Annotated in this window: 14 protein-coding genes and 1 riboswitch; of the genes, 1 reads left to right on the plus strand and 13 read right to left on the minus strand. The window is 36.9% G+C overall.

Annotated features, from left to right (window positions below):
- Positions 1 to 71: 71 nt before the first annotated feature.
- The 8 genes from AC25Y1_RS02590 to AC25Y1_RS02625 all read right to left on the minus strand — a co-directional run bounded on the left by AC25Y1_RS02590 (position 72) and on the right by AC25Y1_RS02625 (position 8,088).
- Positions 72 to 1,358, minus strand: a complete 1,287-nt coding sequence (locus AC25Y1_RS02590) for a PepSY1/2 domain-containing protein (RefSeq protein WP_488146386.1) — start codon at positions 1,356 to 1,358, stop codon at positions 72 to 74.
- Positions 1,359 to 1,416: 58 nt separating this feature from the next.
- Positions 1,417 to 2,208 carry a spore cortex-lytic enzyme gene (gene sleB, locus AC25Y1_RS02595; protein ID WP_488146387.1) on the minus strand — a complete coding sequence of 264 codons (792 nt, stop codon included), beginning with the start codon at positions 2,206 to 2,208 and terminating at the stop codon, positions 1,417 to 1,419.
- A gap of 84 nt (positions 2,209 to 2,292) precedes the next feature.
- Complete coding sequence (prsW, locus tag AC25Y1_RS02600; protein ID WP_488146388.1) at positions 2,293 to 2,964, minus strand: glutamic-type intramembrane protease PrsW; 672 nt, start codon at positions 2,962 to 2,964, stop codon at positions 2,293 to 2,295.
- Positions 2,965 to 3,003: 39 nt separating this feature from the next.
- On the minus strand, positions 3,004 to 3,975 hold the full coding sequence (locus tag AC25Y1_RS02605) for a YpdA family putative bacillithiol disulfide reductase (protein ID WP_488146389.1): 972 nt from the start codon (positions 3,973 to 3,975) through the stop codon (positions 3,004 to 3,006).
- A 52-nt stretch (positions 3,976 to 4,027) separates the two neighbouring features.
- Positions 4,028 to 4,774, minus strand: coding sequence for a metallophosphoesterase (locus tag AC25Y1_RS02610; protein ID WP_488146390.1), 747 nt, complete (start codon positions 4,772 to 4,774; stop codon positions 4,028 to 4,030).
- A gap of 92 nt (positions 4,775 to 4,866) precedes the next feature.
- The gene (locus AC25Y1_RS02615; RefSeq protein ID WP_488146391.1) at positions 4,867 to 5,529 is read right to left on the minus strand and encodes a LysM peptidoglycan-binding domain-containing protein; all 663 of its coding nucleotides are present in this window, start codon (positions 5,527 to 5,529) and stop codon (positions 4,867 to 4,869) included.
- 85 nt (positions 5,530 to 5,614) lie between these two features.
- Positions 5,615 to 7,048, minus strand: coding sequence for a RecQ family ATP-dependent DNA helicase (locus AC25Y1_RS02620; RefSeq protein WP_488146392.1), 1,434 nt, complete (start codon positions 7,046 to 7,048; stop codon positions 5,615 to 5,617).
- Positions 7,024 to 8,088, minus strand: a complete 1,065-nt coding sequence (locus AC25Y1_RS02625; RefSeq protein WP_488146393.1) for a YpbB family protein — start codon at positions 8,086 to 8,088, stop codon at positions 7,024 to 7,026. The genes AC25Y1_RS02620 and AC25Y1_RS02625 overlap by 25 nt, the downstream gene beginning before the upstream one ends.
- Before the next feature lie 109 nt (positions 8,089 to 8,197).
- On the opposite strand from AC25Y1_RS02625, the gene AC25Y1_RS02630 reads away from it, so the two are divergent.
- A complete protein-coding gene (locus AC25Y1_RS02630) occupies positions 8,198 to 8,449 on the plus strand; it encodes a 4Fe-4S domain-containing protein (RefSeq protein ID WP_172369422.1) in 252 nt (83 codons plus the stop codon).
- 52 nt (positions 8,450 to 8,501) lie between these two features.
- Here the strand turns inward: AC25Y1_RS02630 and AC25Y1_RS02635 are convergent, their stop codons facing one another.
- The 5 genes from AC25Y1_RS02635 to AC25Y1_RS02655 form a co-directional block, all read right to left on the minus strand.
- A complete protein-coding gene (locus AC25Y1_RS02635) occupies positions 8,502 to 9,089 on the minus strand; it encodes an ECF transporter S component (RefSeq protein WP_488146394.1) in 588 nt (195 codons plus the stop codon).
- Positions 9,090 to 9,280: 191 nt separating this feature from the next.
- Positions 9,281 to 9,414: riboswitch (FMN riboswitch) on the minus strand.
- Between the two features lie 83 nt (positions 9,415 to 9,497).
- Positions 9,498 to 10,739 (minus strand): hypothetical protein, encoded by a 1,242-nt coding sequence (locus AC25Y1_RS02640; protein ID WP_488146395.1) that lies wholly within the window; start codon positions 10,737 to 10,739, stop codon positions 9,498 to 9,500.
- On the minus strand, positions 10,729 to 11,268 hold the full coding sequence (locus AC25Y1_RS02645) for an RNA polymerase sigma factor SigX (protein ID WP_488146396.1): 540 nt from the start codon (positions 11,266 to 11,268) through the stop codon (positions 10,729 to 10,731). Before AC25Y1_RS02645 ends, AC25Y1_RS02640 begins: the two co-directional genes overlap by 11 nt.
- A gap of 52 nt (positions 11,269 to 11,320) precedes the next feature.
- The gene (locus AC25Y1_RS02650; RefSeq protein ID WP_488146397.1) at positions 11,321 to 13,090 is read right to left on the minus strand and encodes an ATP-binding protein; all 1,770 of its coding nucleotides are present in this window, start codon (positions 13,088 to 13,090) and stop codon (positions 11,321 to 11,323) included.
- Positions 13,087 to 13,800, minus strand: a complete 714-nt coding sequence (locus AC25Y1_RS02655) for a response regulator transcription factor (RefSeq protein ID WP_488146398.1) — start codon at positions 13,798 to 13,800, stop codon at positions 13,087 to 13,089. The genes AC25Y1_RS02650 and AC25Y1_RS02655 overlap by 4 nt, the downstream gene beginning before the upstream one ends.
- Positions 13,801 to 13,897: the final 97 nt, after the last annotated feature.

Genomic DNA, 13,897 nt, shown 5'->3' on the forward strand with positions numbered 1-13,897 from the left:
TGCCCGTAAAAGCCCGATTGGTTCAACTAACAATCCGTGGGATGAACCCCCCCACGGATTGAAGTTTCACTTTATTGTTGTTTTTCTGTTTCAATAATTTCGGCAGTTTCTGTATCTACAACAACTATATAGGTTTCTGTGATTCCCTCGGCTTTCATCTTCACTGTTAGATAATGTGCTAACCTTTGTTCTAGTCGATCATTTTCCACATAAGCAAGCTCCTCATTGACAACTTGTACATTGGACTGAAAGAACGTATTCCAATCTATTTTATTGATTGGTTGTCTTTTCGTATCTTCTTTTTGAATGTACTCCATTGCATCTAAACCAAGAATGTTTCCTGTATCCTTTGCAACTTTTATATGAATAACATCTGAAAATACTTTCGCACCATATTCTGGTTCAACACGTACGTAAACTAAATGCCATGCCGTATTATTTTCTCTTGATTCCTCATAAACGGTGTCTTCGTATCCAGAATTCGATAGAAAATCTTCCGCTCTTTTTTGAATAACAGAAAATTCAAGGCTCGATTCAGTAAATGGGCGTTCAGCCAAGAATGAAAGCACATGGCCCCCTTTTTCTGTTATATCAATATAACCAATCGATTGATCTTTTGCGAAGCGGATATGATAAAAAGGGTATGGTGACCCAGGTTTACTCGTTTCAACAACAAGTGATCCTGTGGAGACTTCTGGAAACAACACCTTGAAGCGTTCAACTGCCTCGTCACTAGTGATGTTTTTATCGGTTAGTTTCTGTAAATCCTTTTTCTTCTGTGAGTCTGATTCACTTGCGGTTAGCGGAAAATCGCTTTCCGTATATTGCTTTACGGTTTCTGTCATTCCTGCCCAATCGTGATTTGAATCGACTGATTCTAATTGGTTTTGCCAACCATCAATTGTCATATCACCGCCGATTAACCCAACCGTCGCAATTTCCCACTCATCTGCCATACTTCTTAAGTTTTTGGATGCTTCCACCATAACATTATGGTACTCGTCATGGTCGTCACTACGATCAGATTCTTTTGCGAAGTTGCCCAGTCTCCCTAAATAATTCATCCATGAATTGGAAAATTGACGATCAAGGGGTAACGAACCAACTGAATTTTTAATTTCCGATGACAAGCGCCAAATATCTTCGCGTGCACTTTTCGAGCCTTCTTGATCTTTAAAAAGCAAAGTCTTTTTTACAGCGGTATCTAGTTCTTCCAACTTAGTTGATGCGTCTGTCATCTTATCTGCATACTGTGCACTCAGTAAATAACTTAACTGTTGGTTTTCTGATGTTTTTCCAAATGCAAAAACTGATAGTGCAGCTACTGTATAAACTAGTAAAAATATAATTTTTTTCATACACACGGGACTGGAATTGGACAACATTCCAGCAACCTTTTAATCCTCCTTTATTGGATTAATAACAAAAAACGTGTAATCCTATCTTTTTAATTTGGGGACGAGACCATATCCATTTACTTGTTGCCGTAATCGGGTTGAAGTAGTAAATAGAATTTTCAGATGGATCCCAGCCGTTAATCGCGTCGATAACCGCTTCAGTTGCTCTTTCGTTAGGTGTTAACCAGATTTGACCATCTGCAACGGCTGTAAATGCACCCGGTTGGAAGATTACACCACCAACTGTATCTGGGAACTCTGCATGTTCAACACGATTCAGGATGACTGCTGCGACTGCAACCTGGCCCTCATAAGGCTCTCCTCTTGCTTCTCCATAGACTGCATTGGCCATTAATTGTAAATCTTTCTCTGAAAACTTTGCTGGGAGTTGCGCATCCTTCTTCTTACCAGTTCCTTTAGATACTTGATTTTCGAGTGGCTTTCCCCCGTAGTGCGTAAATTTATTACCTTTGTTGATATTATCAACAACAAACTGTTCATCGTAATCTGATACGTCAACAAGTTTCTTCTTAGTTGTATTACCTGCTATTCCGTCTACTGGAAGACCGTATTGCTCTTGGAAGTTTCGTAATGCCCAGTAAGTTCCGTAACCAAATTGCCCGTCAATGACACCATTATAAATGCCAATGTATTGAAGCCTTGATTGAAGTTCAATAACATCATCACCAAATGCACCCCGTTGAATTTCTTGGGAACTAAAAGCCCCTGTTGGCAGCGGGGACAACACATAAGCACAACTGAGGAGTAGCGTGGCAATGAGGATATGACTTAGAATCTTTTTCAAATCCATTCCTCCTTTTTTATTAAGCTTGTCCAAATATCTTGATTTTATGAATTAAAAAAAGACCCAACCAATGGTTAGATCTTTTCACTTCTATTTTGCTTTTCTTCTAAATTGCTGCATGGCAAATGTGTGTGCATATTTCACTCTCGTTAATCCAAACCACCATAAAAATAACATAAATGGAATGATTAAATATAAAAACAATTCCTGAATAAGAAAGATACTATTATAAACAAAATGGAGTGTAAATGGCGCTAAGAAGGCTATAAATAATGTTTTCTTCTTCTGAGCTTCTTCCGCAAACTTTGCTCGACCTAAATAATATCCTAGAACGACACCGAACAATGCATGGCTAGAAACCGGCAATAATGCTCTTATAAAAGCGATATCAGTTCCGTATGTTAATAAGTAAAGAATGTTTTCTACTGTAGCAAATCCTAATGAAATACTGGCTCCGTACAAAATTCCATCATATGCATCATCAAAATCCAAGTGATGATAGATCGTCAAAAATAAAATTAGCCATTTAAAAAACTCTTCGATGCCACTTGTAAATAAAACAGTTCGGACAAATTCATTGGTAAATATATGTTCTTCTTCAAATACATGTTGAACGAATAAAATTGGGAAAGTCATAATTGCACCATATATAAAAGTTTGTAGTAATGTTCGGGAAGGTTCTTTTGCGATGTCTTTTCGCAAATAAAAATAACTAAATAGTGCCAATCCAGGTGCAATTGCAACTGTAAACAATATAAACATGAACGGCACTCCTCCCAATATTACTTCGATAACATTATTTTACAATTGTACAGTTGAGTTTGCAATGGCATTCGCAATTTGTACACCGTGGAATCTTCCGTTTTCAATGAAGATTTCATTCGCTTCATTACCTGCCGCTATGACACCTGCAATATACAACCCGCTAACATTGGATTCCATTGTATGCTCGTTAAATTGGGGACATCCATTCTTTTCGTCAATTTCTATTCCCATATTTGCTAAAAATGTATAATCTGGATGATATCCTGTCATCGCAAAGACATAATCACTTTCAATTTCTATGTTTTCGCGTCCGTTTTGAATAGTGACGGATGTTTCAGTAATCTCCACTACTTCTGATTCGAAATACATGTTGATCGCACCTGACTTCACCAGACTTTCAAAACCTGGTAATATCCACGGTTTGACACTTGGTGAATAATTGGAACCCCGGTAAACAACTGTTACATTTGCCCCCGACCTTTCCAATTCCAAGGCTGCGTCAACAGCTGAATTTTTCCCACCAATTACGACGACATTCTTTTGGAAAAATGGATGTCCTTCTTTGAAATAATGAAAAACATTCGGTAGATTTTCCCCTACAATCCCCATCATATTGGGATTGTCATAGTAACCAGTTGCTACTACTATTTGATTGGCCGTGTAAAGGCCTTTGTTTGTAGTGACTTGAAAACCATTTGTGCTCTTCTTTACTTGTTCGACTAACTCAAAATTATTTACATGGATATTTTTCATCTTAACCACTTCACGATAGTAAACGAGTGCATCATTTCTTTTAGGCTTATCTTTAGCCGTTATAAATGGAATATCGCCAATGGATAATTTTATGCTTGAGCTAAAAAACGTTTGATGTGTGGGGTAGTTATAAATTGAATTTACGATATTTCCTTTTTCAATGACAAGGACTTTTAATCCCTTTTTTTGTAGTTCAATAGCAGCAGATAACCCACAAGGTCCACCGCCAATTACAATAACATCTTCGTGTTGCATTTTACCTCTCCTATCAAATTCAAATTGGTTCGTTAATTCCACTCTATTTTTCCTAGTAACTCACTGTAATTATATGACATTCAGAAGGCGCGCCCAACCGGAACGGAATTGTAGATGTTCCGTAGCCATTGCTAATGAGTTTCGCTTGTTTACTATTCACTTGGAAACTCCCCTTTTGAAACAATCCGAGTTTGCCGATTCTAATTTGACCACCATGTGTATGTCCCGCTAGCATAATAGTCGGTTGGATATAGCTTTCAATTTCTCTTATCATTTTGGGCTGATGGCATACAAGAAGTATTTGTTTGTAATGTTCAATATCACTTAGGGTTCTATCGATGTCGACGTTTTCACTGGTCGGATCGTCAGTTCCACATATCCCCCAAGTACTATGACCAGGAATCGGGAAATTATCATTTTCCAATATAGTGACATGAAATCTCTTCATTATTCTACGAATTTCACGTTCTCCTGCTTCACGATCATTATTCCCCCATACATAATAGACCTTTCCGAGGTTAGACAATAATCTAATATTTGAAGCAATACGCGACAAGGGTACGCCTTTTTCTGCCAAGTCTCCACCGATAATAATAAGATCGATATCCTTATCTATTTTCCTTATTAATTTCCGATCAATTTTTCTTCTGTGAATATCTGAGATAAAAAACACCTTCAACGTTTTTGCTTGATAATTACTTGATTTAATTTTCACATCATGCTTCACGACGTTTCTTCTAAATGCATTGGTCAGCATATACAAGAATATTGAAGGTATTAGAACCAGAATTGTTTTCATAACTAATTTATACGTAATAACACGCCGCCCTTCATTTATTAATACATAATGAAAAAAGGCAAAGTTGCAATCCTTTGCCTTCACTAAATGTGTTATGGAATCACGAGGACTTGGCCTACATAGATTTCATTGGTCGTTATACCATTTGCTTGTTTGATTCTTTCTACACCTTTACCAGATTGGTAGTGTATAACCGAAATACTATAAAGTGTTTCTTTTGGAGAAACTGTATGTGTTTTGACTACAGGTTTTTCTTCCACTTTTTCTTCTACTTTTTCTTTTGGCTCTACTACTGTTTTTTCTATTGGCTTGTCTTTCGATTCTACTTTTTCTGTTGGTTTCTTTTGTACTGTTTCTTCAGGTGATTTTTCAGTTTTCGATTTGTCCTTCTTATTCTCTTCATCTTTTTCGACTACTATTTCAGTATCCTCTTTATCATCGAGCCCGTTACCTGATGAATCATCATCTTTATCTTGATTCTCACGTGTTTCATACTTCACCAATGAACCTTGTGCAGCTGTCGTATTTTTATTTGATTCCACATACCAATTTATAAGAAAGAAAGCAATAATAACGACAGGTATAAGTGTAAACAAAGTAAAAGTTACATTAATCATTACATTTCTTGATTTCTTTTTACTTTTCCTGTTTTTCTTATATAATTCTGCACGTGTCTTAATGACTGTAGGTTCGTCATCTAAATTAATCTTTTGTCTATCCTCTTCAAAATCAGATCTATAATCATCTTTTTTCATTTTCAACTTCTCCTATCACAATCATGCATCTCTATATTCATTATGACGAAAATATTGTCAAAAGTAAACGGATGATATCCTAATTTTACAGAAGATAAGCTAATCGCTTTGTCCAATCGACTAATTTCCTTGTCGAATTAGTTGGTTTAATATCGAACAACCAATTATCCTCGCTTAACCCGCATACTGAACAACATGACGTTGGATGTTGAACTAAAGTTTCACCATAGTAAGATAATAGCGATTTTCGAATACATTTTTCATCCTTAATAATTTGGACTATGTTTTGTAATTGTGCTTCTTTTTCCATACTTTGTTCCCTTATTTTTCGAACAACTTCATCAATCGGCATTCGTTCAATATAATAATCAATAATCCGTGTTCCCGTTTCACTTATGCCGGACAATTGCATCGAATCATTCTTTGAAGTCCCTTCTCTTAACAAGTTGATATAATGTCGGATTTCAGTTTCCGTTGGAAGATCATTTTGTACGATAAACCGTGTTTTAGAAATATCATCAACCGTAAATAATAATGTGGTTGCAGACAAATTTCCGTCACGTCCTGCGCGGCCGACTTCCTGTATATAACCTGCAATCGATGAAGGCATATTTTCATGAATCACTTGACGGATATCCTCTTTATGAATCCCCATACCAAATGCTGACGTTGCACAGATCCAATCAACCTCTCCTGTTAGAAACTGCTCCTGTATGAATGCACGATCCTCTTGTTCCATACCTGCATGGTAAGATGCAATTGATAGTTGCTGCTCTTTCAATTGATAGGCTAATTCGTCTGCTCGTTTTCTTGAAGCTACATAAATAATACCTGGCCCTAATGTCGTTTTAGTTCTTTCATAGAGCCATGCTGTTTTTTCCTGTTCAGAGTCCATTTGCATCATAGAATATGATATGTTTCTCCGGTCTAATGATTGCTTTTGAATTGACGGATTTTCAAGACAGAGATAATGACTGATGTCATCCAAAACTTTATTATTAGCAGTAGCAGTGAGCGCTAATATGTTTGGTCGATCAAGTCTTTTGAAAAATTCTCCGATTCGTAAGTAATCAGGCCTAAAGTCGAACCCCCATTGAGAAATGCAATGTGCCTCGTCCACTACGATAAAAGCAATTTTTAACTTATGTAGTTGTTCCGCCATATATGTCTGGACTAACATTTCAGGAGATATAAAAATGAATTTATAGTTTTCCAACTGCCTTGTAATTCGCTCGCGATCTTTATAGGCTAAAAAAGAATTTAATGCAACAACCCGTTTTTCTCCATTCTTTTTCATAATTGCTACTTGATCTTCCATTAAAGCAACGAGCGGGGAAATGATTAAGACAGTACCGTTTTTTGTATAAGCTGGAAGTTGATAGCATAAAGACTTCCCACTTCCTGTCGGCAAAATGGCAATGGTGTCTCGATTTGAAATGACAGAACGAACAACTTCTTCTTGTCCCGGCCTAAACTGTTCAAATCCAAACTTGTTTAATAAGATTGAGTTGATGTCCATTTTGTACCTCCTTTAGACTGGGCACCTAAGATTAGTCTTAATTGGAAATAGGTCAAAAACGGAAATTCCTCTTTTAATAATCGGAGTTTTTTCGTACCTAATTCCGTCGATTTTGCGATGACTGCATGGTAATCTTTTAGTTTTACAAATTCCGCAATTGGAAATTGTTCATCATTAATCGAAATTTCAACAAAGTGATCCTCAATCGTACTCATTTTCAATTGACGCATTTGTGCGATCTCTTGCATTGAGAATCCTTTTTCATACAACTCTTTTGTTTTAGCAGTTGAATCAGTTAAATAAGTTTGAACTCTAATACCAGTAGCGATGTTCATCAAAAGTGGATACTGGTCTGATTGTTCAATTGTTTGAAGTAACCTATGCAAACTTTCGATATAGAATAATGTCAGAGTAAACGGCTGAATTCCCATTTCATCAGATAATTGCTTCCAAGTCCATCCTGTCTGTTGATAACCGCCTAAACGATGAACAATTATCAATTTTTGTTCTTCATTCATACCACTTTCTTCAATTGACCCTTGAAGTTCTTGCAGTAATTTATTTGAAAATGAGCTTTTAAGACGGCCTGGCATCATAAAGAATTTCTTAACAAAAAGTTGGACTTCATGATCGTTTTGCATAGGCATAAATGACTTCTCACCTACTTTAAAAAAAGACAAGGTTTGGACAATTAATGAAAGTCGTGAGAAAAAAATATGTTCTCTTCCTCTATAATTCCAACCATTAAAGTAATTCGTTGGCAGTGTTTGAACAATTTCTTTTCCTTTTGTCGTTATATAAACACTTGAATCCTCATTAATAGAGATATACTCTGCACGCTTTAATTGTTCTACTGCATCTAAAAATATTTCTGTTCGCAATTTGGGCAATAAGCTGAAAAAATCACCCAAACTATAATATTCAACATCTTGTAAAGTTTGTCCTGAACGTTTTCCACGTAAGAGATGATAACCTGCATTTATCGACCGTTCCCCATCAAGTCGACTGATAATTGTTAATAGCAAAAATGAGAGATCCAATATAAAGTTCCTCCCCCTAAATTATAGTATTAGTTGAAAACGGTTGTCATTATCATTAGAATAGAGACTGTACATAATTTGTTTGAACGGAGAAAAGAGGAGAAAAACCATGCCTAAATATACAATCGTCGATCAAGACACATGCATCGCATGCGGGGCTTGTGGGGCAGCAGCACCCGATATATATGATTATGACGATGACGGAATCGCATTTGTTATCCTCGATGATAACACGGGAACCGTTGAAGTTCCAGAAGAACTGCTGGAGGATATGGAAGACGGATTTGAAGGATGTCCAACTGACTCAATTAAAGTAGCAGATGCTCCCTTCGACGGGGACGCATTAAAATATGAAGATTAAAAAGAAGTGTCAAATCTAGATCAACTAGATTTGACACTTCTTTTGTACCTAATCATTCCGGCAATAACCGTGTTCGTTGTTTTTCAATCCAAGTTTGCATCCGCGCAAATAGGAGTATTGTTAACCCCATTAATAATCCACCTTTTAGTAAGTTAAAAGGTAAAATTCCATAAATGAGCATGGCATATAAAGCGTCACCAGTTACAGGTGACATATTTAAAAAGTAAGTGTACATTGGCAAAAACACTGCATAGTTTAACAATGTCATTCCGACAGCCATTGAGACCGTTCCAGCAACAAGTCCTGTTGCTAAGCCTTTTGCTGTGCGAAACTTATTATAAATATAGTAAATCGGCAAGATGAATAACACGCCTGTTGCAAAGTTGGCAATTTCTCCCACTGGCACACCTGTTGGACTTCCGCTTAAGAACCAATGCAATAAGTTTTTAATCAGTTCTACTGCGATTCCAGCAGCTGGTCCTAATGTCATAACGGCAAGAACAGCCGGTATTTCACCAAAGTCAACCTTTAAAAAAGGCGGTAATGCTGGCAATGGAAAATTAAACTGCATCAAAATTGTTGCCACACTTGCAAGCATTGCGATAATCATCATTCTTCTTAATCTCTTGCTATTATTCATTTGTTTCCTCTCTCCTTGTTCGATTCACTTCAAAAGAGGATAGGACGGTTCGCCAAATTTTAATGAAAAACTCCCTAAAGCAAATAAGCTCTAGGGAGTTGTATAAGGCACATTTTAGTTGCAAATGGACAGAATAATCCATCATAAAATAGGCACCTCTTTTGCAAATTTCACAAAAAAGACGACCGTACCTTCACCTTCTCCCATCCAGACTATACTGTCGGCTCTGGAATCTCACCAGAATCAGCTTTTCAGCTCGCGGGCTCGGAACGCTATGCATTCCATTACCGCCGGTCGGGAATTACACCCTGCCCCGAAGATGAATCAATATTTTATTGTATGTTACATATTTATCATACACATGAAAAAGCATCTTGTAAACTCAATTGCTTACAAGATGCTTTAAACTTATTTTAATAGAAAAGGCATTTCATTCGGACCGATTGGTTTAGGTAACGGCTCGTTAAGATTCAATCCATTCCATTCAGTTTGCGTAATATTTTCAAACTGGATTTGTTGATTAAAGCTTGCCGCCGTTAATGTAATACCGTCAATCAGTTGATCGGCCTCTTCTTTAGAAATTGATAATAAGTCTAATTGATCTTCAAATTTTACAACTGTCACTTCATTTTCATCAATTACTTCAAAATTAACATCGTTCGGAATGACTGGAGAAAAAACATCATTCGGTATAACTTTCATTTCTTGAAGGGCCATTTCAAGATTGTCATAGGTATAAGAAAAATTTGATGATAAAAACTCTTGACCATCAGACTGTTTAAATTTGTAATAATTCATCTGATGTAAACCGCTATATAATTTCATCGGCGGACTAGGTTCACCGACTTGATCGAATTCAACAAGCGTGCCATCTTCATTTTCAAATCTGATTTCCTTAAAACCGTAAAATGTATCGTGTAATGTTCCAGTGAATGTAGACAATGTAGCTGTTGCCATATCATATCCATGCCCTACAGGCAGTGTATGAATGAGGACATCAGCGTCAGTTGAGAATGAACCTTTGTAGGGGTGGTAATCATTGAACCCGAGTGCCTCTTCATCAATTTGCCCAGCATATTTCTGATACAAATCTAAACTATTCGGTTGAACATCCCCAAAGTCTTCCTTTATTTGGTTATTTGGAATGAGAAATGTAACCGGAATGCTAGCAGCCGCTTCACTGGCAACACCAAGATGAAAAACTGTGAAACCATCGATTTCACTCGGATAAACCGCACTGTTAGATAGTGTGTTTTCTTCACTCTCTGATTGAATTGTTAACTCATAGTCCTGATCCATCTCTGTATCAGCCATTTCTTCTGATTCTTCACCGGCTGAATCATCTCGATTTGTACTCTCCATTTTTTTAGCTTCATTAGCTAAACTGAATGTATCAGCTTGATCATATCCCTTATTGCCATTAAGCATCGATGGGATTAAAAATGCCAAGACAAGAATTACTGCTATAGCTGCAAAGACTGGCATATAGTTTCGTCTATTTTTCCGAATTGGTTGTTGCTCGGTCTGACTCTTTAATCGACTATCTTGTTTTAGCCGCGACAAAACATCTTCTTTGGAACGGATATCTTGAATATCCGGAAGTTCATGAAGCGTTTTTTGTATTTTTTCATCGTCCCACTTATTTGTCACGAATGTTCACCCCTTCTTCTGGAAGGACATTTAATTTTTTGCGTAGTGAATGAATAGCTCTGTGCTGCGTAGTTTTCACTTTCCCTTCACTCCAACCAAGAATTTCGGCTGTTTCAGCAATAGAAAGATCATGAATAAATCGCATGTGAATGACCATCTTTTGGTCACCTGTGCACGTATCAAGGACAAGTAAAAGCTTTTTAAACTCTTCTTTTAAGAGAACTTCAGTATCGGGAAGTATCTCCGTTGAAACCAACTCACTTTTTTCCCAATCAAATTTGTCAAAAGAATGTTTTCTGCGGACAGAATTTTTTCTAAAGTGATCGATTGCAACATTTTTCGCAATCGAAAAAAGCCAAGTCTTTTCAGAACTTTTCCCCTCGAAACCTGCGTAAGCTCTAAGTACCCTAACGTAAACTTCATGCATTAAATCCTCTGCCTGATCACGATTCCCTATTAAATAAATAAGAAATCGAAACACATCGTTATGGTACTGTTCATACAGCCGGCTAAAAACGGAGTCGTCCATGATATCCCCCCGTTCATTCTAGTAGTCGTTTCTCCTTGCAAATAAGTTTCACTTATTTTAAAGGTAGTAAAACTGTCATAATTGTGCCTTGCTCGACATCTCTTGTAGCTGAGATAACACCACCATGTGAGTCGATGATATTCTTAGCAATCGCTAACCCAAGCCCTGTACCGCCTTTTCCACGTGTTCTTGCTTTGTCAACTTTGTAAAAACGCTCAAAAATGAATGGTAAATCTTCTTCTGAAATACCAACTCCCGTATCCTGAACAGTGATTTTACACGACTCTCCATACTGTTCAACATGCACTGTCACACTTCCTTTATCTGGTGTGTGTCGAATTGCATTCTCAATTAAGTTAGTAATGACTTGTTCAATTCGATCTGCATCTAAATCGACCCAAAGTTCTCTTTCAGGAACTTTAAGGATTAAATCAACATTTGCCTCAAGCGCAACTTGTGTAAACTTATTTGTAATTCTAGTAATAAATGGAGTGACAGAAATATCATGTTTGTATAAAGTCATATGACCTGACTCCATTCTAGCAAGATCAAGTAAATCAGTAACGAGCCTACCCATTCTTAACGATTCCTCATGAATAATTTGAATCATTTCTTCTCTCTCTTCGTCACTTTTTGTTACCCCATCTAAAATAGCCTCGCTATAGCCTTGTAGTAACGATATTGGTGTACGGAGCTCATGGGACACATTGGCTATAAAGTCAGTGCGTAGCTTATCTAGCTGATGTTGTGCGGTCATATCACGGAGGACTGCTACAGCTCCACGAATATCATCACCATTATATAAAGGGCTAATTGAAATCAGATAAAATTGATTGTTTAGTTCTAGCTCATCTTCTACCTCTTCAGAAAATGTAATCGAATGATCTAACATATGTAACAGTTCTGGAGGTACTGATTCACTTTGAGCATCATTCGCAAAAAACCATTTTTGCAGTAATTTCTCCGCTTGTGGATTGATCAGTAATATTGTTCCATCACGATTAAATGTAATGACGGCATCAGCCATTGAGGTTAATATACTTGATAATTGTTCCTTCTCCTGGCTGATTAAATCTACATGATACTTTAACTGTCTTCCCATTTGATTGAAAGCGGTTGCCAGTTGCCCAATCTCATCACCTTGAAGGGATGGTAAACGGGTGTCAAAATTTCCTTTTGATAATTCTAATGCAGCTTGTCGCATTTTTAGAAGCGGCGAAGTAATTTTAGTAGATAAGAAAAAAGCGAAGATTGTTGTCAAAATAAACGCAATAAAAGCGGAAAGAAAAACAATATTTGTCGTCCTTTTCATTGTTGCTTGAATAGCATCCAAACTTTGATAAATAAAGACAGTACTCCAAATGCCCGCCTCTGTTGTATAAGGAGATTCAAGCACAATGAATTGCTCATTTACGCCTTCTTCCTTCAGCGATGGTAACATCATTTCTTTGAGGACTTGATTACTTGATTGGTTATTTGACGCTAATTCAGAATTAGAAAGCACCTTTTCTTCAATTCTTTTCTTGTTTAGACCATTATGAAAGGAATGTATAATCGTACCATTTGAGTCAGTTATAATAGCATTTGTTTCTTTGTCTAAAATATCGTGTATAAGAAAAGAGATTAACGGAAGTTCTTCATGCTCCAATACAACTTTTTCAATCATTGTCGCTTCTCGGATTAATGATTGCTCTGCTTGCTCTCTATGAAAATTCCCTAAAAACTCTAATAGCAATGCCGTAACGATAAATAAAATAAAAGTAACGAGAAGCAAAATGGTTGCCCATAGCTTCCCGACTATTGAATTCCATATTCGATTCATTCGACCGCCTCAAACTTATAGCCGACACCCCATACTGTTACGATCATTTTCGCAGCACTCTCTGAGACTCGACTTAGTTTTTCTCGGAGTCGTTTTACATGTGTATCCACAGTTCTTAAATCGCCAAAAAATTCATAATGCCAAACTTCTTTCAATAGCTGTTCCCGATCAAATACTTTATCTGGTGACTTTGCTAGGAAATATAACAACTCATATTCTTTAGGTGTTAAATTAACTTCTTGACCCTCTGCCGTAACTCGGTGCGCATCATGATCAATCGTTAACTGAGGAAATACGACTAAATCCTTTGATGTTGAAGCAGTATTACCTTGAATAGTTGTTGACCTTCTTAAAATTGCCTTTACGCGAAGGATGACTTCTCTTGGACTAAAAGGCTTTACAATATAGTCGTCTGCACCTGTTTCAAAACCAGTAACACGATCTGATTCTTCACCTTTTGCAGTTAACATAATAATTGGCGTCATATCCTTTTGGTCACGTAATTCTTTTAATACTTCGAGTCCATCTTTTTCTGGCATCATATGGTCTAATAATATACATGCATAATTATTTTCCTTCACCATATCAAGCGCTTCGGCACCATCAACTGCCTCATCGACAGCATAGCCTTCTCGCGTTAAATACATATTCAATAGACGACGGATACGATCTTCATCATCTACTACTAAAATTGAAATATTTTCTTCCATTTCCTATTACCCCTCTCATCAACTTACCTATTTATATTCTACAATTGATTTCAAATAATTAGAAACAACAAGACTGCATGGATTTTCAGGTAATCCA

The organism is Sporosarcina sp. Y1009, from assembly GCF_057669865.1.